The sequence below is a fragment of the Vibrio sp. 10N.261.54.A5 genome (genome assembly GCF_041471145.1).
GTDB lineage: Bacteria > Pseudomonadota > Gammaproteobacteria > Enterobacterales > Vibrionaceae > Vibrio > Vibrio crassostreae_C.
This window is the reverse complement of sequence record NZ_JBFRNU010000006.1, coordinates 107,238-127,473: the sequence shown is the minus strand read 5'-3', so window position 1 is coordinate 127,473 and position 20,236 is coordinate 107,238. Positions and strand designations below refer to the sequence as shown.

Annotated in this window: 17 protein-coding genes; 7 read left to right on the top strand and 10 right to left on the bottom strand. The window is 44.9% G+C overall.

The annotated features are described in order from the left end of the window. Nucleotides 1-149: 149 nt before the first annotated feature. The 8 genes from yacG to nadC form a co-directional block, all read right to left on the bottom strand. The gene (gene yacG / locus AB4329_RS01665; protein WP_372137596.1) at nucleotides 150-347 is read right to left on the bottom strand and encodes a DNA gyrase inhibitor YacG; all 198 of its coding nucleotides are present in this window, start codon (nucleotides 345-347) and stop codon (nucleotides 150-152) included. Between the two features lie 81 nt (nucleotides 348-428). Further along, nucleotides 429-1,169 (bottom strand): cell division protein ZapD, encoded by a 741-nt coding sequence (gene zapD / locus AB4329_RS01660; protein WP_017063237.1) that lies wholly within the window; start codon nucleotides 1,167-1,169, stop codon nucleotides 429-431. 26 nt (nucleotides 1,170-1,195) lie between these two features. Continuing rightward, nucleotides 1,196-1,810: a dephospho-CoA kinase gene (gene coaE / locus AB4329_RS01655; protein ID WP_017058946.1), complete on the bottom strand. Its 615-nt coding sequence runs from the start codon at nucleotides 1,808-1,810 to the stop codon at nucleotides 1,196-1,198. A gap of 2 nt (nucleotides 1,811-1,812) precedes the next feature. Continuing rightward, on the bottom strand, nucleotides 1,813-2,682 hold the full coding sequence (locus AB4329_RS01650; protein ID WP_017058945.1) for an A24 family peptidase: 870 nt from the start codon (nucleotides 2,680-2,682) through the stop codon (nucleotides 1,813-1,815). Nucleotides 2,683-2,748: 66 nt separating this feature from the next. Next, nucleotides 2,749-3,978 (bottom strand): type II secretion system F family protein, encoded by a 1,230-nt coding sequence (locus AB4329_RS01645; protein WP_017065898.1) that lies wholly within the window; start codon nucleotides 3,976-3,978, stop codon nucleotides 2,749-2,751. Between the two features lie 15 nt (nucleotides 3,979-3,993). Further along, nucleotides 3,994-5,679 carry a type IV-A pilus assembly ATPase PilB gene (gene pilB / locus AB4329_RS01640; RefSeq protein WP_372137595.1) on the bottom strand — a complete coding sequence of 562 codons (1,686 nt, stop codon included), beginning with the start codon at nucleotides 5,677-5,679 and terminating at the stop codon, nucleotides 3,994-3,996. A gap of 3 nt (nucleotides 5,680-5,682) precedes the next feature. Then, the gene (locus tag AB4329_RS01635; protein WP_016799549.1) at nucleotides 5,683-6,096 is read right to left on the bottom strand and encodes a prepilin-type N-terminal cleavage/methylation domain-containing protein; all 414 of its coding nucleotides are present in this window, start codon (nucleotides 6,094-6,096) and stop codon (nucleotides 5,683-5,685) included. Between the two features lie 253 nt (nucleotides 6,097-6,349). Next, complete coding sequence (nadC, locus tag AB4329_RS01630; RefSeq protein WP_017065901.1) at nucleotides 6,350-7,240, bottom strand: carboxylating nicotinate-nucleotide diphosphorylase; 891 nt, start codon at nucleotides 7,238-7,240, stop codon at nucleotides 6,350-6,352. A gap of 83 nt (nucleotides 7,241-7,323) precedes the next feature. On the opposite strand from nadC, the gene ampD reads away from it, so the two are divergent. The 5 genes from ampD to lpdA all read left to right on the top strand — a co-directional run bounded on the left by ampD (nucleotide 7,324) and on the right by lpdA (nucleotide 15,507). Then, nucleotides 7,324-7,923: a 1,6-anhydro-N-acetylmuramyl-L-alanine amidase AmpD gene (ampD, locus tag AB4329_RS01625; RefSeq protein ID WP_372103534.1), complete on the top strand. Its 600-nt coding sequence runs from the start codon at nucleotides 7,324-7,326 to the stop codon at nucleotides 7,921-7,923. Nucleotides 7,924-8,406: 483 nt separating this feature from the next. Next, nucleotides 8,407-9,168 carry a pyruvate dehydrogenase complex transcriptional repressor PdhR gene (gene pdhR, locus AB4329_RS01620; RefSeq protein WP_136973772.1) on the top strand — a complete coding sequence of 254 codons (762 nt, stop codon included), beginning with the start codon at nucleotides 8,407-8,409 and terminating at the stop codon, nucleotides 9,166-9,168. A gap of 62 nt (nucleotides 9,169-9,230) precedes the next feature. Next, on the top strand, nucleotides 9,231-11,894 hold the full coding sequence (gene aceE / locus AB4329_RS01615) for a pyruvate dehydrogenase (acetyl-transferring), homodimeric type (RefSeq protein WP_017059442.1): 2,664 nt from the start codon (nucleotides 9,231-9,233) through the stop codon (nucleotides 11,892-11,894). A 26-nt stretch (nucleotides 11,895-11,920) separates the two neighbouring features. Continuing rightward, on the top strand, nucleotides 11,921-13,834 hold the full coding sequence (aceF, locus tag AB4329_RS01610; RefSeq protein WP_372137594.1) for a pyruvate dehydrogenase complex dihydrolipoyllysine-residue acetyltransferase: 1,914 nt from the start codon (nucleotides 11,921-11,923) through the stop codon (nucleotides 13,832-13,834). A gap of 242 nt (nucleotides 13,835-14,076) precedes the next feature. Then, the gene (gene lpdA / locus AB4329_RS01605) at nucleotides 14,077-15,507 is read left to right on the top strand and encodes a dihydrolipoyl dehydrogenase (protein ID WP_017059440.1); all 1,431 of its coding nucleotides are present in this window, start codon (nucleotides 14,077-14,079) and stop codon (nucleotides 15,505-15,507) included. A gap of 439 nt (nucleotides 15,508-15,946) precedes the next feature. Here the strand turns inward: lpdA and AB4329_RS01600 are convergent, their stop codons facing one another. Beyond that, a complete protein-coding gene (locus AB4329_RS01600) occupies nucleotides 15,947-16,552 on the bottom strand; it encodes a LuxR/HapR/OpaR family quorum-sensing transcriptional regulator (RefSeq protein WP_019824386.1) in 606 nt (201 codons plus the stop codon). A 337-nt stretch (nucleotides 16,553-16,889) separates the two neighbouring features. On the opposite strand from AB4329_RS01600, the gene hpt reads away from it, so the two are divergent. Beyond that, nucleotides 16,890-17,420, top strand: coding sequence for a hypoxanthine phosphoribosyltransferase (gene hpt / locus AB4329_RS01595; RefSeq protein WP_017059438.1), 531 nt, complete (start codon nucleotides 16,890-16,892; stop codon nucleotides 17,418-17,420). Nucleotides 17,421-17,494: 74 nt separating this feature from the next. Here hpt and can read toward each other — a convergent pair whose 3' ends face one another. Next, entirely contained in the window at nucleotides 17,495-18,163 is a 669-nt protein-coding gene (can, locus tag AB4329_RS01590) for a carbonate dehydratase (RefSeq protein ID WP_017063246.1), read from the bottom strand. Between the two features lie 286 nt (nucleotides 18,164-18,449). Between can and AB4329_RS01585 the strand changes: the two genes are divergently transcribed. Further along, nucleotides 18,450-20,081, top strand: coding sequence for a SulP family inorganic anion transporter (locus AB4329_RS01585; RefSeq protein ID WP_017063247.1), 1,632 nt, complete (start codon nucleotides 18,450-18,452; stop codon nucleotides 20,079-20,081). Nucleotides 20,082-20,236 lie beyond the last annotated feature (155 nt).

The following is a 20,236-nucleotide window of genomic DNA, read 5'->3' as shown; positions in this document are numbered from 1 at the left end:
AAGGAGTAGGGAATCTCTACTAGCGCCGTGTTATAGGCAATAAAAAAGGATTGACGTTAAACGCCAACCCTTCAAAATTTACTCGCTACTCGCTACTCGCTACTCGCTACTCGCTACTCGCTACTCGCTACTCGCTACTCGCTACTCGCTTAGTGCGGATCTTCCGACCAACCATCGCTATCTGACATATCTGGTGCGCCAGTGATGCTGTTCTCTTCGTCTGCCCATTCACCGAAATCAATCATCTGACATTGCTTGCTGCAAAACGGGCGGTGCGGGCTTTGTTCGCCCCATTCAACGTCAGCATTACATTGAGGGCATTTAACGATGGTGATTTTCTTCGACATAGTGATTCTTAATTTGAAGGTGTAATAATAGTGAGTTTAGGCTCGAGTGAGGACTCAAGCCAAACTATAAAAGGAAATTAATTAGGTGCAGATTGCCAATTCAAATTCGATGTCTTGAGTACAGGCTTGCCCAGTTTCAAAGCTCATGAACTTAACAGCAAAGCGGTTCTTGTGACCGGAGATCATCGGGTAGGCACCGTATTGCATCGGAATAGAAAGACGAAGGATATTCGCTTCATCGGCATCGCTCTGGAAGAAGCCAGCACGAGCGATTTGCTCTTTGAAGTGACCCGTTTCTCTGGTGAGCTTCAACCACAGTGTTAGCGCTTCATACAGAGGCTGTAAGCTGTCCATCCAAGCTTTAGCATCTCGCATTCTCTTATCAAGAGGAAGGTGCAGCCAATAATGCAGTGCCGGTAAATCAAAGCAGCATGAGCCACCTGGAAGATTAAAGCGCTGGCGAATCGCACTCAGGAAGCGGTCTTCTTTAAGTGATTGGCCAAAACGTTCTGCCTGCATCAGATCACGATAGATGTTACCAATGTCATTAAGTAGTGATGTCAGCATCTCTTGATCGACACCTTCAACATCCAACCAGCTTTTGTAGGTTACACGTTGCTTCTCAATATCTTTTGCCAGTTCGCTCTTGAGTTGGATCTGTTCGAAGATTTCAATCAGATCAAAGATGGAACGGAAAAAGAGTTGATACTGTTGAGCATCGGAAAATGTAGAAGACAAGTGTAGCTGCCTCAAGAGTGATTCGACTCTTAAGTAGATGCGTGTTTTCTCATTTAGAGGATGTTCAAATTTATGGGTGATCATCGAGCAAACCTTCATTCAACATTGTTCTATTCTGACCCATCTACAGCACTGATTGCCAGATACTTTTGATGTAAATCTGTGATTTGAGGCAAAAGTTCTTGGTTTTTAGTATGGTTTTTAATCACGTCATCTGCAACTGCTAAGCGTTGTTCTCTTGAAGCCTGTGATTTTAAAATTGATGCAACTTGTTCCCTAGAAACATTGTCACGACTCATCGTACGTTCTATTTGAACTTCTGCTGGCACATCAACAATTAATACGCGATCGGCCATGCCTTGCATTTGGTTTTCCACCAATAGCGGTGCAACTAATAAACCATACGGGGATGTGATTTTAGACAGGTCACTGTCAATTTTGTCACGGATCATGGGATGAAGAAGATCATTGAGCCACTGCTTTTCTTTAGGATCTGAGAAGATCAGCTCACGCAGCCTACTTCGGTTGAGTGTTCCATCGTCAAGCAAGATAGACTCACCAAAGTGTTCTGTAATCTGTTTTAAGCCGACACTGCCCAGCGCAACCACTTCACGTGCCACGATATCAGCATCAACAATATCTATATTAAAATGCTCATTGAACAGGTTAGCGACCGTAGTTTTGCCACTGGCGATACCACCGCTTAATCCGATAATGATTGCCATGGTTAAATTCCTAGTACAGAAGTGAAATACCAACCCATGATGTCGTTACCCCACATCAAGCTTACCCAACCCGCAATCGCAAGGTAGGGCCCAAATGGAAAGGCTTTATCTATGCCTTGCTGTTTCAAGCGAAGTTGAATCAAACCAAACACAAGGCCAACAAGCGAAGATAAAAGGATGATCATCGGTAGGTGCTGCCAACCAAGCCATGCGCCAAGCGCAGCCAGGAGTTTGAAGTCACCGTAACCCATGCCTTCTTTGCCTGTCAGTAGTTTGAACAACCAATAAACAGACCACAGAGCCAGGTAGCCAGCCATTGCGCCAACCACAGAATCTTGCAGCGATACTGGGCTGATATTAAACAATGCTAAAGCGATACCGGACCATACTAAAGGCAAGGTGATTTGATCGGGTAACAGCATGGTATCGAGATCGATAAAGGTCGCGGTAATCAGTGCGAAGGTGAAAAAAATCAAAGCAATGGCGTAGTAACTGAAACCAAAGTGGCTAGCAACCATTGTGCAAAGTATTGCGGTAAGCAGTTCGACCAAAGGGTAGCGAGCACTGATTGGATTAGCACAGCTATGGCACTTACCCTTTAAGAACAACCAGCTTAAGACTGGGATATTGTCGACGATTCTTAATTGGGTTTTGCACTTCGGGCAGGTAGAGCGAGGAATGCTGAGGTTGAACTTTCCCTCTGGCGCTGGAATTTTATATTGAGAGAAATATTCCGAGCACTCTTGTTGCCATTCACGTTCCATCATAATTGGCAAACGGTGTATGACTACGTTGAGGAAGCTGCCGATAAGAAGGCTAAAAATGAAAGCTAATACGGGGAATAGCCAAGGATAGTAGTGAAATACTTCCATAGTGTCCTTTACCACTTAATCAAGGTGAGCAGAGATTGTTGCTCATGGGTGTTTAGTTGCTTTTAACTATCCTAACACACTCATAAGATTAAAGATCGGTAAGTACATCGCAACCACAAGCCCGCCAACAACTGTCCCTAAAAATACGATGATCAGTGGCTCTAGAATCTTGCCTAAATTGTCGACGGTGTTGTCGACTTCAAACTCGTAAATGGAGGCTACTTTATTGAGCATATCATCAAGGTTTCCTGACTCTTCACCGATCATCACCATCTGTAACACCATTTCAGGAAAGGCGTTGGTATTGCGCATTGCGATATACATTGGCATGCCAGCAGCCGTTTCTCGGTGAACCTCAATGATGGCCGATTCATAATGCAGGTTGCCTGCGGTTTTGGCTGTGGTTTTAAGGCTCATTAAAATCGGAATGCCAGAACTAAAGCTGGTTGATAAGGTTCGGCTGAATTTGGCAATAGAGGCTTTGGCTAATACGCCACCAAGAACAGGAAAGCGTAATCCTAGCCGACTAACAGACAGTTTGATCGAGTGGGAACGCTGACACAGTTGGTAAATAATCAGGACAACAAGCCCTATGCCTACGGCAGTATAAAAGCTGTAAGCCTGCATCCAATGGGAAAGGTAGAGTACTTGTTGAGTGAACCAAGGCAGGTCGGCGCCAAAGCCGGAAAACATCGACTCAAACTCTGGAATCACCATGGTCAGCATTAAGTAGGAAACGGTAAGGGCGACCGCTACAACCATTGCTGGGTAGATGAGAGCCTTTATAACCTTGGATTTTAGTTGCTCACTCTTTTCACGATAGGTCGCCAAGCGTTCAAATACTTGTGCAAGGTTACCGGAGAGCTCGCCTGTCGCGACCAAATCAGTGTATAGGTCATCAAAGTGACGACTTGCGGTTCGCATCGCTTTTGAGATTGGCGTTCCGGCTTCTACACCTTTGCAGATATGCGATAGAATCGATTTCATTTCAGCTTTGCGGTGATTGTCTGACACCAACTTGATGGCTTGCACGATCGGCACACCAGTCGCCAACATGGTAGCCAGTTGGCGAGTTAAAATAGTGATGTCTTTGGCTTTGACTCTATGAGTTAAACGAGTCACGGCTGAAATACTTTTCTTTTTGATTTTCTTAATCTGAATATGCTGCTCTTTGAGCTTTTCTCGTACTTCCAATTCAGTGAGCGCTAAGGTTTGCCCAGACACTTTCTTGCCTGAGCTGTTAATGCCTTTCCAGTGATAGCTTTTTAGTTGTGATTGTTTGGATTTGCTACTCATTGGTGCTCCATGGGTTTATATGTACAGAACACGTTGCAGCTCTTGATAGCTGGTGGTGCCTTCAAGCAATTTATCTAACCCTGACTCTTGCAGAGTTCTCATGCCTTCTCGACGAGCCAAGTTTTCAATGGCTAACGCGTTAGGTTTGTCGATTAGGCTGCTTTTCAGTTGATCGCTAAACGGCATCACTTCATAGATACCCACTCGACCCGAATAACCTTGGTTACACTCATTGCAGCCGTGAGGATTGGCTTTGTAGATGGTTTGGCTGTTAGGAATGGAGTGACGCAGGAATATGTCTGGCGAGTCGTCACTTTCTTTACAATGGTTGCACAACCGTCTTGCCAGTCGCTGGGCGATAATCAAACTCAATGATGAAGCGAGGTTAAAGGGTTCTATCCCCATATGAGCGAGTCGAGTGACGGTTTCTGCGGCGGAGTTAGTGTGCAGTGTCGAAAGCACTAAATGACCAGTTTGCGAGGCTTTGATCGCGATCTCTGCGGTTTCCAAGTCGCGGATCTCTCCCACCATTACAACATCGGGATCTTGTCGTAAGAATGATCGCAGTGCTTCAGCAAACCCAAAGCCGATCTTAGGTGTTACTTGTACCTGGTTGATACCACACAGGTTAATTTCCACTGGGTCTTCAGCTGTTGAGATGTTGCGTTCCGTAGTGTTAAGCACTCGAAGGCCAGTATAAAGGGAGACGGTTTTTCCGCTGCCGGTAGGTCCTGTCATTAAGATCATACCTTGTGGGCGTTTCAGGGCATCGAGGTAGAGTGCTTTTTGATCTTCGCTATAACCTAACTTATCGATATCTAGATTGGCCGCGCTGCTATCAAGCAGTCGAAGAACGATCTTTTCCCCCCAGAGAGTTGGCAGCGTTGATACACGCATATCAATCGCCAAGTCGTCATTTAGACGCAGTTTAATACGACCATCTTGAGGCAAGCGACGTTCGGCAATATCAAGCTTGGCGAGTATTTTCAGACGAGCAGATAAACGGCGACTTAAATGGGAAGCGGGTTGCTGTATTTCAACAAGGATGCCATCACAACGCAGTCGTACTCGGTAGTGCTCTTCATAAGGTTCGAAGTGGATATCTGATGCGCCTTTACGCACCGCATCAACCAGTATCTGATTGATAAACCGGCTAACGGGGGAGTCGTCCTGGCTGAGGTCTTCAATCGACGCTATCTCGTCGTCAGAGACTTCAACAAGATTGGCGAGTTCATCTTGAGTGATCTCTTTGCGTTTCGAATCTTGCCCGGAAATAGATCGACCATACAGCTTGCGTATTGCGCCTTCTAATTCAGAGTAATTAGCGACAACTAACTCGATCTGCAATCCCGTCGCGAATCGGAAATCATCTTCCGCTTGTAAATCGGTCGGGTCGGCTGAGGCGAGTGTTAGAGTAGAATTAGAGACTGAAATCGGTATCGCACGATACTTGGTGATCAGTTCACGAAGCCCTAATTGGTCACATAAGACTTCATAGTCAGCGTTGGCAAGTTGTACTAACGGCAAACCGAAAATGGCTTTGATGTTGTTTGCTAAGGAATCGGCGCTGAACAAATCTAGAACGAGCAGAGCTTCAGGTGTCGAAATACCCGAAGCTTGCACATGTTCCGCAACTGTTTGTTCTTGAGTCAGGCTAAGTAAGCCAGCCTGACGGAGAACGGTTGGGAGGTTGGTTAGCATTCTCTAGCTACAGCCCTTTGGTTTCTCATTACTGCCATGGTTTTCTAACTTACATGTCCAACCGTGAGCGCTATCTCTGCTATATGTAAAAATAGCTCCAGAGACAGCTCCATTATCATGTGTAAACTTCACTACATTTCCTGTTGTTGTCGATAAGACACCTAAACTATTAGCACCTGCACTTACGCCAAGAACAGTAGGATCAGCTGTAAGCGTACCGTTTTCTTGTATATAAAGTTCAGCAGGGGTAATAATCGATTTTAATGTCGCAAACCCAGAAGCTAGCTCACTTTTTGATACGTAATCTTTATAAGCTGGAACTGCAATTGCTGACAACACGCCAATAATCGCTACCACAATCATCAATTCAATCAGCGTAAAGCCTTTCTGATTTGTTCTTTTACTTTTGTTATTCATTGTCTAATTCCATTCTTTAGTTTGTTTCAGTGCAGGCACTGGTTGATGGAAAGAATAGAAGTTGAGATGGGGGAGTGGAATGGTATTCAGGTGTGGTCGCGAGTGGTTTGGTATTTATTGGTGTAGTGTTTCATATAGTACGCAAATTTATGCGATCAACTTAAATAACGGTTTGGAATACTGATAATTCAGGCAATAAAAAAGGCACCGTTATTAACAGTACCTTTACAGAAATTATTTATTATTCAGTCAATTACGCTTTGAATCTCATTGATAGGTCCATTGCTTTTAGGTGCTTAGTTAATGCGCCTACCGAGATGTAATCAACACCCGTTTCAGCGAACTCAGCAATGGTATCTAGAGTCACGTTGCCAGAGTTTTCTAGTGCTGCACGTCCTGCGTTGATTTTCACAGCTTCGCGCATCATGTCTGTGGTGAAGTTATCTAGCATGATGATGTCTGCGCCAGCGCTGATCGCTTGCTCTAGCTCTTCTAGGCTCTCAGTTTCCACTTCTACAGGCTTACCCGGGTTTAGCTCTTTTGCTGTAGAGATAGCCTTCTCAATGCCACCACAAGCGATGATGTGGTTTTCTTTGATTAGGTAAGCATCGAAAACCCCAATACGGTGGTTGAAACCGCCGCCACAAGCGACTGCGTATTTTAGTGCGCTGCGCAGGCCAGGAATCGTTTTACGAGTATCTAACAAGCGGCACTCTGTGTGTTTGATTTTGTCTGCATAGATAGCCGTAGTAGTCGCACAACCAGATAGCGTTTGAATGAAGTTCATTGCGTTGCGCTCACCCGTTAATAGCGCGCGTGCTGGACCTGTTAAGGTACAAAGTGTTTGGTTTGGTTCAACCTTGTCGCCATCTTCTACATTCCACTCGATAGTCACTTCACCGCCCAGTTGCTTAAACACTTCATCAGCCCAAGCTTTACCACAGAACACGCCGTGCTCACGGGTAATGATGGTTGCACTGTTGATTGCGTCTGCAGGGATTAGACTTGCCGTAATATCAGCCGCTGGATCTAACGTTCCACCTAGATCTTCTTTGATAGTCTCGGCTACTGCACGAGTGATCTCTAGAGGCAGTTGCTCTTTTAAGTAGTCAAGGCGTTGGTGGCTGTTATGTGTGTTTTTCATCGCAAATCTAATCTTGAAAGGGAGTGGGAATGGAATGATACTCTTGCTTAACTTCAAATTAAAGAGGCTAGCGCGACTGCTCTATGGGCAAGGTCACATCTTATTGTGCTAGCAGAAAAGAAAGTGAGACCAAGATGACGATCAGCTCCAACGGATGGTACGACTACGCTCGGCATGTTCCTTCTCCGTATTTTGATGCTCGACCGAGTGCCGACGATATCTCTCTGCTGGTGGTTCACAACATTAGCTTGCCTCCGGGTCAATTTGGTGGACCTTACATAGAACTGTTTTTTACGGGCAAACTCGACCCGAAGGAACACCCGTTTTTTAAGGTGATTCACCAAATGGGCGTGTCGGCGCACTGTTTGATTCGTCGCGATGGGGAAGTGGTGCAGTTCGTTTCTTTCTTAGACCGAGCTTGGCATGCTGGCCAGTCGAGTTTTGCAGGGCGTGAAAGGTGCAATGATTACTCTATTGGCATTGAACTGGAAGGCAGTGACTTTGTTGCTTATACCGAGCAGCAATACCAATCTTTGGCTCAATTAACGGAGACATTGGTGTCGAACTTCCCGCAGATTACGCGTCAGCGTATCACTGGCCATCAATACATCGCTCCGCTACGAAAGACTGACCCCGGTTTGGTTTTTGATTGGAAGAAATATCAAGGCCAACTGAGTTTCTAAATCCGAATTCACAACAAGACTCTGCTCATTGAAGGGCTCTAGATAATCAACGATGAGCATAATTGTTTGTGAATTTTTGTTGTGCTTTTGTAAAGGAAGTGGTCGGACGGGGAGCATCAATAAATCGAGAGTGTGACGAGCTTATCAAACACTCATTTATTAAAAATTATGAACAGAATTTCCACCCTAAATGTGCGCTTGGTTCGATTTTTAAACGAGTGATACTAATCTTTCTGAAACAATTCATTTTTATCCTGAAACTTTCTAGCACGAACACTCCCCAAAAGTATTACCCCTGTAAATGGTAAGACCAATTTGGTTGCTGTTTTAAATTTCATTTGTTAAATCATGGTTAATTCACGCTGTATTCTATGATGCAGGTCAATTTTAGGCTGGACAGTGGCGTTTTAATTATGTTAATTTCTGCCCAACTTAAAATTGGTATTACCAATTGTCAGCGAAGAAAAAGAAGAACAACAAACTATGGCTTATCAAAGGATTCGTCAGCCAAAACTCTCCGATGTTATCGAACAAGAGTTAGAAAGGTTGATAGTGGAAGGAACACTGGCTCCAGGGCAGCAGCTGCCGCCTGAGCGCGAACTGGCGAAACAGTTCGATGTGTCTCGTCCTTCGATCCGAGAAGCGATACAACGTTTAGAAGCAAAACGCTTGCTTACTCGCCGTCAAGGTGGAGGTACGTTTGTTAGCGAAAATATCTGGAAAAGCTTTTCAGATCCTTTGCTTAATTTGTTGTCGTCCCATTCTGAAACCCAACTAGACTTGTTGGAATCGCGTCATGCGATGGAAGGGATTTCGGCTTACTTCGCGGCATTGCGTGGCACTGATGAAGACTTTGCTCGAATTCAAGCCTGCCAAGAAAAAATTCACGGCGCGCAAGAAAAGGGTGATATTGAAGCCGAATCTGCAGCGGTGATGGCTTTTCTTATTGCTTTAACAGAGGCAGCGCACAATGTGGTGTTATTGCACATTGTTCGTAGCTTGGCTCCGTTACTCGAACAAAACGTCTTAGAGAATTTAAAGCTGTTGCATCGTCGTAAAGACGTTGTGGAGAAAGTGAGTATACATCGAGCTAACATTGTGGATGCGATCGTTTCAGGACAGCCAGAACAGGCACGTGAAATGTCACACTCTCATTTAGCTTACATCGAAGAAACATTGATGGATTTGACCAAAGAAGAGTCGCGCCGCGAACGTTCTTTACGTCGAATTCAACAGGGTAAATAGCCGTAATACTTCGGCTATTTACGTGTTTAGTAGAATCCAACTAACAAAAAGGATAGATCGCCATGTCTGACATGAAGCATGACGTTGATGCTCTGGAAACTCAAGATTGGTTAGAAGCTCTTGAGTCAGTAGTACGTGAAGAAGGTGTAGAACGTGCACAGTTTTTACTAGAACAAGTTCTAGATAAAGCGCGTTTAGATGGTGTTGATATGGCTACAGGCATCAACACAAACTACATCAACACAATTCCAGCAGCACAAGAGCCAGCTTACCCTGGTGACGTAACTCTTGAGCGTCGTATTCGTTCGATTATTCGCTGGAACGCAATCATGATTGTATTGCGTGCTTCTAAGAAAGACCTAGACCTTGGTGGTCACATGGCTTCTTACCAGTCAGCTGCAGCGTTCTACGAAGTATGTTTCAACCACTTCTTCCGTGCTCCAAATGAGACGGACGGTGGCGATCTAGTTTACTACCAAGGTCACATCTCTCCAGGTATCTACTCTCGTGCATTCGTTGAAGGTCGTCTAACTGAAGAACAGCTAGATAACTTCCGTCAAGAAGTTGATGGTAAAGGTATCCCTTCTTACCCGCACCCGAAACTGATGCCTGAGTTCTGGCAGTTCCCGACAGTATCTATGGGTCTTGGCCCTATCTCTGCTATCTACCAAGCGCGCTTCCTTAAGTACCTTGACGGCCGTGGCCTGAAAGAAACTTCAGCGCAACGCGTATACGCGTTCCTAGGTGACGGTGAGATGGATGAGCCAGAATCACGTGGTGCTATCTCTTTCGCTGCGCGTGAGAAGCTAGACAACCTATGTTTCCTAATCAACTGTAACCTACAGCGTCTAGACGGCCCTGTAATGGGTAACGGTAGCATCATCCAAGAACTTGAAGGCCTATTCAAAGGTGCAGGTTGGAACGTTGTTAAAGTTATCTGGGGTAGTAACTGGGATTCTCTACTAGCTAAAGACACTACTGGTAAGCTTCTTCAACTAATGAACGAAACTATCGATGGTGACTACCAAACATTCAAATCTAAAGATGGCGCATACGTACGTGAGCACTTCTTTGGTAAGTACCCAGAAACAGCTGCACTAGTTGCAGACATGACTGATGACGAAATCTTCGCTCTTAAGCGTGGTGGTCACGATTCTTCTAAACTGTTTGCTGCATTCAACAATGCTAAAGAGACAAACGGTAAGCCAACTGTAATCCTAGCTAAGACTGTTAAAGGTTACGGCATGGGTGATGCAGCTGAAGGTAAGAACATTGCACACGGTGTTAAGAAAATGGACATGACTCATGTTCAACACCTACGTGATCGCCTAGGCCTAGAAGACATCCTTTCAGATGAGAAGATCGCTGAACTTCCTTACCTGAAATTGGAAGAAGGTACGCCTGAGTACGAATACATGCACGCTCGTCGTAACGCTCTACACGGTTACACACCTGCACGTCTTCCTAAGTTTACTCAAGAGTTCAAGGTTCCTGAGCTAGACGCATTCGCACCTCTACTAGGTGAACAGAAGCGTGATATCTCTACAACTATGGCTTATGTACGTACGCTAAACATCCTTCTTAAAGATAAGAACATTGGTAAGAACATCGTTCCTATCATCTGTGATGAAGCTCGTACATTCGGTATGGAAGGTCTATTCCGTCAGGTTGGTATCTACAACCCACACGGTCAAGAATACACACCTGAAGATAAAGGCATCGTTTCTTACTACAAAGAAGCAACGTCTGGTCAAGTTCTTCAAGAAGGTATCAACGAACTAGGTTCTATGGCTTCATGGGTTGCTGCTGCAACTTCATACAGCACAAACGATCTACCGATGATCCCGTTCTACATCTACTACTCAATGTTCGGTTTCCAACGTATTGGTGACATGGCATGGCTAGCAGGCGACCAACAAGCTCGTGGCTTCCTACTAGGTGCTACTGCAGGTCGTACAACACTGAACGGTGAAGGTCTACAGCACGAAGATGGTCACTCGCACATCCAAGCGAACACTATCCCTAACTGTATCTCTTACGACCCAACGTTCGCTTACGAGCTAGCGGTAATCATGCAAGACGGTATCCGTCGCATGTACGGTCCTGAGCAAGAGAACGTTTACTACTACCTAACAGTAATGAACGAGAACTACGCAATGCCAGCAATGCCAGAAGGCGCTGAAGAAGGCATCCGTAAAGGTATCTACAAGCTTGAATCTCACGCTGGTGCTAAGGGCAAAGTTCAACTAATGAGCTCTGGTACTATCATGAACGAAGCGCGTAAAGCGGCTGAAATTCTAAGCGAAGAGTACGGCGTAGCATCTGACGTATTCTCTGTAACGTCGTTCAACGAACTAACTCGTGACGGCCAAGCGGTAGAGCGTGACAACATGCTTCACCCAGAAGCTGAAGAGAAAGTACCGTACATCACGACTGTTCTTGGTAAAGAACCTGCAATCGCAGTGACTGACTACATGAAGAACTACGCTGAGCAAGTACGTGCGTACATGCCAACTGAGTCTTACAAAGTACTTGGTACAGATGGTTTCGGCCGCTCTGACAGCCGTGCAAACCTACGTCGTCACTTCGAAGTTAACGCTGGCTACATCGTAGTTGCAGCTCTAACTGAACTGGCTAAACGTGGTGACATCGAGAAATCTGTAGTTGTTGAAGCAATTGCTAAATTCGATATCGACACTGAAAAAACTAACCCGCAATACGCATAAGACTGGCATTAAGGTAGGTAAATACAATGACAATCGAAATTAATGTACCAGACATCGGTGCTGACGAGGTTGAAGTAACTGAGATTCTTGTAAACGTTGGCGACAAGGTTGAAGAAGAGCAGTCACTGATCACTGTTGAAGGCGACAAAGCTTCAATGGAAGTTCCTGCGTCTCAAGCGGGTATCGTTAAAGAAATCAAAGTAGCGGAAGGCGATTCTGTTTCTACTGGTTCTCTTATCATGATCTTTGAAGAGGCAGGCTCTCCTGCGGAAGGTGCTGCTGCAGCACCGGCTGCGCCAGCAGTTGAAGCGGCGGCACCAGTTGCTGTAGCTCCTGCAGCGGCGGCCGAGCTTAAAGAAGTTCACGTACCAGACATCGGCGGTGATGAAGTTGAAGTAACTGAAATCATGGTTGCAATCGGTGATGCAGTAGAAGAAGAGCAATCTCTTCTTACTGTTGAAGGCGACAAGGCTTCTATGGAAGTTCCTGCACCATTCGCTGGTATCGTTAAAGAAATCAAGATCGCTTCTGGTGATTCAGTTTCTACTGGTTCTCTAGTAATGGTATTCGAAGTGGCTGGTTCAGCACCTGCAGCAGCTCCGGCTCCTGCGGCGGCAGCACCAGTTGCAGCGGCTCCAGCAGCATCCGGAGCGCCGGCCGCAGCTGAAAAAGAAGTAAACGTTCCTGATATCGGTGGTGACGAAGTAGAAGTTACTGAAATCATGGTAGCGGTTGGCGATACAGTAGAAGAAGAGCAATCTCTAATTACTGTTGAAGGCGACAAAGCTTCAATGGAAGTTCCTGCACCATTCGCTGGTACAGTAAAAGAGATCAAGATTGCAGCTGGCGACAAAGTGTCAACTGGCTCTCTAATCATGACTTTCGTCGTGGCCGGCACTCCGGTTGAAGGCGCAGCGCCTGCTCCTGTTGCAGCACCTGCACAAGCAGCAGCTCCAGCGGCTCCAGCAGCGGCTCCAGCAGCAGCTGGCGACTTCCAAGAGAACGGTGACTACGCGCACGCTTCTCCAGTAGTTCGTCGTCTAGCTCGTGAATTTGGCGTTAACCTTTCTAAGGTTAAAGGTACTGGTCGTAAGAGCCGTATCCTTAAAGAAGACGTTCAGTCTTACGTTAAAGATGCACTTAAGCGTCTAGAGTCTGGTGCTGCGGCATCTGGCAAAGGCGGCGACGGTTCTGCTCTTGGTCTACTACCATGGCCAAAAGTTGACTTCAGCAAGTTCGGCGAAACTGAAGTTCAGAAACTTTCTAAGATCAAGAAGATCTCTGGCGCAAACCTACACCGTAACTGGGTAATGATCCCTCACGTTACACAGTGGGATAACGCAGACATCACTGAGCTAGAAGCATTCCGTAAAGAACAGAACGCAATCGAAGCGAAGAAAGACACTGGCATGAAGATCACTCCACTTGTGTTCATCATGAAAGCTGTTGCTAAAGCGCTAGAAGCATTCCCAGCGTTTAACTCTTCTCTTTCTGAAGATGGCGAAAGCATCATCCTTAAGAAGTACGTAAACGTGGGTATCGCTGTTGATACACCAAACGGTCTAGTTGTTCCTGTATTCAAAGACGTGAACAAGAAAGGCATTTACGAGCTATCTGAAGAGCTAATGGCTGTTTCTAAGAAAGCACGTTCTGGTAAGCTAACAGCGGCAGACATGCAAGGCGGTTGTTTCACAATCTCTAGCCTTGGTGGTATTGGCGGTACTGCATTTACTCCAATCGTAAATGCACCAGAAGTAGGTATCCTAGGTGTATCTAAGTCTGAAATTAAGCCAGTTTGGAATGGTAAAGAGTTCCAACCACGTCTACAGCTTCCACTGTCTCTATCATACGACCACCGTGTGATCGATGGTGCTGAAGGTGCACGCTTCATTACTTTCCTAAACAGCGCACTATCTGACATTCGTCGTTTAGTACTGTAATTGAGAAAGTAATTATTAAGGTGGCTTTCGGGTCACCTTAATTCTTTATATAAAGACTATTTTTAGAGAACAGTTTCCCGCATTTCTCATAAAGCGGAAGGGAATTGTTGTCTAGCTCACAGGCTAACTTAAAGCTACTTTCACACTGTTAACATCTCTGTAAAATGTTTCCTGTTTGAAAGCCCAATAATTTTAAGAACATCTACTCAGCCTGTTAGGGATAATGACTACAAGAGGTCACAATGAGCAAAGAAATTAAAGCCCAAGTTGTTGTACTTGGTTCAGGTCCTGCTGGTTACTCAGCGGCATTCCGTTGTGCGGATTTAGGTCTAGAAACAGTACTAGTTGAACGTTACAGCACTCTTGGTGGTGTATGTCTAAACGTTGGTTGTATTCCATCAAAAGCACTTCTTCACGTTTCTAAAGTAATCGAAGAAGCTAAAGCGATGGCAGAGCACGGCGTTGTATTCGGCGAGCCACAAACGGACATCAACAAGATCCGTATCTGGAAAGAAAAAGTAGTTGATCAACTAACTGGCGGTCTTGGCGGTATGGCTAAGATGCGTAACGTTACTGTTGTTAACGGTTTCGGTAAGTTCACTGGTCCTAACAGCATTCTTGTTGAAGGCGAAGGCGAAGCAACAACTGTTAACTTCGACAACGCAATCATTGCTGCGGGTTCTCGCCCAATCAAACTTCCTTTCATCCCACATGAAGACCCACGTATTTGGGATTCTACGGATGCACTAGAACTAAACGAAGTACCTGAAAAACTGCTTATCATGGGCGGCGGTATCATCGGTCTTGAGATGGGTACGGTTTACCACTCTCTAGGTTCTAAAGTTGAAGTTGTAGAGATGTTCGATCAAGTTATCCCTGCTGCGGATAAAGACATCGTTAAAGTTTTCACTAAGCGCATTAAGAACAAGTTCAAGCTAATGCTTGAAACTAAAGTGACTGCTGTTGAAGCAAAAGAAGACGGTATCTACGTTTCAATGGAAGGCAAAAAAGCACCAGCTGAAGCTGAACGCTACGATGCTGTTCTTGTTGCTATCGGTCGTGTTCCAAACGGTGCACTTATCGACGCTGAAAAAGCGGGTATCGAAGTTGATGAGCGTGGTTTCATCAATGTTGATAAGCAAATGCGTACTAACGTTCCTCACATCCACGCGATCGGTGATGTTGTTGGTCAACCAATGCTTGCTCACAAAGGTGTGCATGAAGGTCACGTAGCTGCTGAAGTTATCTCTGGTAAGAAGCACTACTTCGACCCTAAAGTAATCCCATCAATTGCGTACACTGAGCCAGAAGTTGCTTGGGTAGGTAAGACTGAGAAAGAAGCGAAAGCTGAAGGCATCAACTACGAAGTTGCTACTTTCCCTTGGGCTGCTTCTGGTCGTGCAATCGCTTCTGACTGTGCAGACGGCGTGACTAAGATGATCTTCGATAAAGATACTCATCGCGTAATCGGTGGTGCTGTTGTTGGTACTAACGGTGGTGAACTTCTTGGCGAAATCGGCCTAGCAATCGAAATGGGTTGTGATGCAGAAGATATCGCACTTACTATCCACGCTCACCCAACTCTACACGAGTCTGTTGGTCTAGCTGCGGAAGTATTCGAAGGTTCAATCACTGACCTTCCAAACAAGAAAGCAGTGAAAAAGAAGAAGTAAATACTCTTCATACTTGAAGCCGCAGCGTTGTTAACTGCGTAAGTTCACCCTAATCACATAGAACTCCTATGCTCATAGGGCTGAACTTCAGTCACTTAACAAAGAAAAGGTCGCCTAGCTGCAACTCCAATTATTTTGAGTATATCTAGATTATAAAAGCCGCTGATTCGTCAGCGGTTTTTTTATATCTGAAGAACAGATAGTCGTCATGCCTGTAAGAGATCCCCAACTCGTTCGTCCCTCGTTCTTGAGGATGACGAAGTGAGGTGTTGAAGTTTATGCTGTGGTGATTTTTTAGTGTGAAGGTGAGAACTTTAACTCTATATTCCCGTCATTCCCTAGACTGACGAAGGAAGGAGTAGGGAATCTGATTAGATGAGAGGAAATAGAAAAGGGCTAGCGTAAAAGCCAACCCTTTAGTTTTGTTCGAAGCCCCAATCTATTTATAAATGCACAGCATGTTCAAATAGCTATCCGTTAAGCTTGAAAGCTCTTCTGGCGTTTCTACACGTTTCGCTTGGATGAATAGCGAGTAGCAAATGCCGTGGAATAGATTCGCTAGATGTTTAGGGTCGTGATCGTCACAGACTTCGCCGCGTTCAATCGCTTTGCTAAACATGTTTTGTACTAACATTTGGTTAGTGCGGTTAGTTGTTACGAATAGCGGCCATACTTCATCACGAGTCGAAGCGCTCCATTCGAACCACACGTTTAACCAATGGCTATCTTGAGCCACTAACGTCACCATTTCAGTCGCAATATTATGTAGGTTTTGTTTTGCGTGAATATCCAGATCGATATTGTCTGAAAGGAAGTTAGAGAATTGGCGTACAACGTGATTTAGTACTTCATCAACCAGATCTTCACGGGTTGGGAAGTAGTTAAATACCGTTGCGACAGACACCTGAGCGATGTCTGCAATATCAGCGTGTCCACCACGACCGATGCCGCGGCGAGAGAATACCTCAAGAGCGATTTCCATCAATTGAAGTTTTCTTTTTAAAGGTGAAAGCCTAGTTCTAGGTCTCTTAGATATTGAGTCCATTTTATTTTCCTTGCCAACGAAATTTTTATATTAATGATTTTATTATTATTTAAGCCAAGATGAGTGTAATGGTGCATATGCGAATGGTCAATCCTTTCAGCTTGTTTTATAGACAGTTACATCAAACTTGATACATAAAGCGTGATCAGCATTGATGTGAAAGGAGACGAGTATTGGATAAGGCACCAGCGCACATTTCGTGGAGAATCTGACAGTAAATTCGAACCATAAGGTGGTGTGGGTATTTGAGCAGTGCTAGACTTACGCACAAAATTGAGCGACACAACTGACGAAACTGTCAACATTCGTCGCAATCACCAAATAGAATGAGAGCAGTATGAAGCATACAGTTGAAGTCATGATCTCTGAGCAAGAAGTTCAGGATCGAGTGAACGAACTAGGCAAACAGATCACGGAACACTACAACGGTAGTGAAGATCTAGTTTTAGTTGGCTTATTGCGTGGATCTTTTGTCTTTATGGCGGATCTTGCTCGTGCTATCGATTTAACTCACCAAGTTGATTTCATGACCGCGTCTAGCTACGGCAACGGCATGGAAAGCTCACGTGATGTTCGTATTTTGAAAGATCTTGATGATGATATCCAAGGTAAAGACGTTCTACTTGTAGAGGATATTATCGATACAGGTAACACGCTGACTAAAGTAAAAGAGATTCTGAGCCTACGTGGTCCTAAGTCTATCGAAATTTGTACGCTATTAGACAAGCCTTCTCGCCGTGAAGTGACGGTAGATACTAAGTGGATTGGTTTCGAGATCCCAGACGAGTTTGTTGTTGGTGTTGGTATCGACTACGCACAAAAATATCGTCACCTACCGTACATCGGTAAGGTAGTACCTCAAGAGTAATCATTACGCTTGTGGTTTAGAAGTCATTAAAAAGCCCGCTTGATGCGGGCTTTTTGTATATATGACGGAATGGGTTAGCTTTGTTGACTAAGAAGAGGCGTCGTTAAGATCTTGTTTAATGCATCTAAGTGACTGTTCTCTAAAGTATCGTTACTTGAGCAACGTACGCCAAGGTCCTGTAGCTTGCCATCGCCAATACCATAAACCACACCATGGATTTCAACGTCTTGGCCACGCTCCCACGCATTTTGCATAATGGTTGAGTTACCTAGGTTATAAACCTGTTCTGCGACGTTAATTTCGCATAACTTGTCACCCCATTGCTCACGAGGAAGCCCCTCGATTTGCTTGCGGTATTTTAGGTAATTGTCACGGATGTGCAGTAACCAGTTGTTGATAAGACCAAGTTTAGGGTTATCAATCGCCGCGTTAACACCGCCACAACCGTAGTGACCACAGACAATAATGTGTTTCACTTTAAGCACATCTACTGCGTACTGAACAACAGATAGACAGTTTAGGTCTGTATGAACCACTTGGTTGGCCACGTTTCGGTGAACAAACAGTTCTCCAGAATATAAGCCAGTCAGGCGCTCGGCTGGAACTCGGCTATCTGAACAACCTATCCATAGAAAACCAGGGCTTTGACCCTCTTCAAGCGTTGTAAAATACTCAGGTCTTTCAGAGCGAATTTCTTCAGACCATTTGGAATTGTTCTCAAAAAGCTGTTTTATTTCTGGCATCTTGCTTCTTACATCCCTCAATTAAGATGCTTAACTATACACAATGTTACAAATTCAATCTCGTAAAAACTGCGTCAAAATGTACTCATCTGACGTGTTCTAGTACGGAAAATCATAAACTTAGCCCACTATCAATAATCCGGTTATAAGACATGAATAATGTGATTGAATTAACACTTTCTGAACACTTGATACATTTGCTAAAGTGATAAGGTTTGTCATTTCATCATCAGGAAGGTGTGTTTTGTTTGGAAGTCGTTTTACGGATATCAATCTCAAAGGGGATATGTTTGGCGGTGTAACTACAGCCATCATCTCGTTACCTTTAGCATTGGCATTTGGTGTTGCTTCTGGCGCGGGAGCTGAAGCTGGCTTGTGGGGCGCCATTATGGTTGGCCTATTTGCAGCATTGTTTGGCGGTTCGAGTAGTTTGATTTCTGAACCTACCGGCCCGATGACGGTGATCATGACTGCCGTAATGACGAGTATGGTTGCTAAATATCCTGAAACGGGTATGGCAATGACCTTTACTGTCGTGATGATGGCCGGTGCATTCCAGATATTACTTGGTACGTTAAAGCTAGGAAAATACGTCACTTTGATGCCATATAGCGTGATCTCCGGATTCATGTCGGGCATTGGCGTTATTCTGATTATCTTGCAGCTGTCTCCATTGTTAGGGCATGCCGCTCCATCCGGTGGTGTAATGGGCACGCTCTCTGCTTTACCTGATACGCTAGCAAACTTAAAAGTGAGTGAGCTATTTCTAGGTGCTCTGACACTCGGTATTCTTTTTGGCTTCCCCGCTAAGTATCGTAAGTATGTGCCTGCTCAACTGGTCGCGTTAGTGGCTGTAACGCTCTTGTCCGTCATTATTTTTGATACCGACTCTATTCGCCGTATTGGTGAAATCCCAGCTGGTTTACCTTCCCTCGTTATCCCTACGATCAGCGCTGAACAGTTTACTACTATGGTTATCGATGCCTTGGTGCTTGGTACATTAGGTTGTATTGATACGCTTTTGACCGCGGTTATCGGAGATTCATTGACTCGTAAAGAGCATGACTCAGACAAAGAGCTTCGTGGCCAAGGCATTGCCAATATGATCTCTGGCCTGTTTGGTGCACTACCTGGCGCGGGTGCTACTATGGGGACTGTAACCAATATTCAGGTGGGAGCGCGTTCTCCGCTTTCAGGTGTTATTCGAGCTTTAGTACTTGCGCTCGTGGTATTGGTTGCAGGTGGTTTAACAGAACCGATTCCTATGGCAGTGCTGGCTGGTATCGCGATGTATGTTGGTTTCAATATCCTAGATTGGAGCTTTATCCAGCGCGCGCACAAGGTTAGCTATGCCGGCATGGGCGTGATGTACGGCGTGATGCTATTGACTGTGTTTGTTGACTTGATTATTGCCGTTGGACTGGGTGTGTTTATCTCGAATATTCTGATTATTGAAAGATTAAGCCGAGAGCAAGCCAGACAAGTTAAGGCGATCAGTGATGGTGATGATGAAGACGATATCCCATTGACTGATAGCGAACGTCAGTTACTCGATAGTGCCAATGGTAAGGTGCTATTCTTCTACCTATCAGGGCCGATGATATTCAGCGTTTCAAAGGCGATTTCACGTCAGCACTCAAGTATCTCTGACTATGAAGCGATGATTCTAGACCTAACAGATGTACCTATGATTGATGTCACTGTTGGCCTAGCGCTAGAGAATGCGATTAAAGATGCATTGGATGCGCAGTGTGAGGTGTATCTGCTGTGTCCTAATGAGAATACTCGTCAACAACTAGAGAAGTTCCACGTGATTGACCTAGTACCTGAATCCAACACTTATCGATTCAGATATGAAGCCCTGACGGCAGCAACAAGCTATGTCGACAGAGATGAGCATCAATTTGAGTCAGTTTAATTTTTCAGTAATAAGCTGATATTAATGACCTGATATGAATAAGCTATAGACGCTCACTTCAAGACTGATCATTAATGCCGTTAAGTGAATCACTTAGCGGCATTTTTATATTTATTGAACGTTGATTTAGTCTTCACGTAGCCAAGACGCTTATT

Coding starts and splice junctions, on each gene's coding strand:
- yacG (WP_372137596.1), bottom strand. CDS start 347: ATGTCGAAGAAAATCACCATCGTTAAATGCCCTCAATGTAATGCTGAC.
- zapD (WP_017063237.1), bottom strand. CDS start 1,169: ATGATCACCCATAAATTTGAACATCCTCTAAATGAGAAAACACGCATC.
- coaE (WP_017058946.1), bottom strand. CDS start 1,810: ATGGCAATCATTATCGGATTAAGCGGTGGTATCGCCAGTGGCAAAACT.
- AB4329_RS01650 (WP_017058945.1), bottom strand. CDS start 2,682: ATGGAAGTATTTCACTACTATCCTTGGCTATTCCCCGTATTAGCTTTC.
- AB4329_RS01645 (WP_017065898.1), bottom strand. CDS start 3,978: ATGAGTAGCAAATCCAAACAATCACAACTAAAAAGCTATCACTGGAAA.
- pilB (WP_372137595.1), bottom strand. CDS start 5,679: ATGCTAACCAACCTCCCAACCGTTCTCCGTCAGGCTGGCTTACTTAGC.
- AB4329_RS01635 (WP_016799549.1), bottom strand. CDS start 6,096: ATGAATAACAAAAGTAAAAGAACAAATCAGAAAGGCTTTACGCTGATT.
- nadC (WP_017065901.1), bottom strand. CDS start 7,240: ATGAAAAACACACATAACAGCCACCAACGCCTTGACTACTTAAAAGAG.
- ampD (WP_372103534.1), top strand. CDS start 7,324: ATGGGCAAGGTCACATCTTATTGTGCTAGCAGAAAAGAAAGTGAGACC.
- pdhR (WP_136973772.1), top strand. CDS start 8,407: ATGGCTTATCAAAGGATTCGTCAGCCAAAACTCTCCGATGTTATCGAA.
- aceE (WP_017059442.1), top strand. CDS start 9,231: ATGTCTGACATGAAGCATGACGTTGATGCTCTGGAAACTCAAGATTGG.
- aceF (WP_372137594.1), top strand. CDS start 11,921: ATGACAATCGAAATTAATGTACCAGACATCGGTGCTGACGAGGTTGAA.
- lpdA (WP_017059440.1), top strand. CDS start 14,077: ATGAGCAAAGAAATTAAAGCCCAAGTTGTTGTACTTGGTTCAGGTCCT.
- AB4329_RS01600 (WP_019824386.1), bottom strand. CDS start 16,552: ATGGACTCAATATCTAAGAGACCTAGAACTAGGCTTTCACCTTTAAAA.
- hpt (WP_017059438.1), top strand. CDS start 16,890: ATGAAGCATACAGTTGAAGTCATGATCTCTGAGCAAGAAGTTCAGGAT.
- can (WP_017063246.1), bottom strand. CDS start 18,163: ATGCCAGAAATAAAACAGCTTTTTGAGAACAATTCCAAATGGTCTGAA.
- AB4329_RS01585 (WP_017063247.1), top strand. CDS start 18,450: ATGTTTGGCGGTGTAACTACAGCCATCATCTCGTTACCTTTAGCATTG.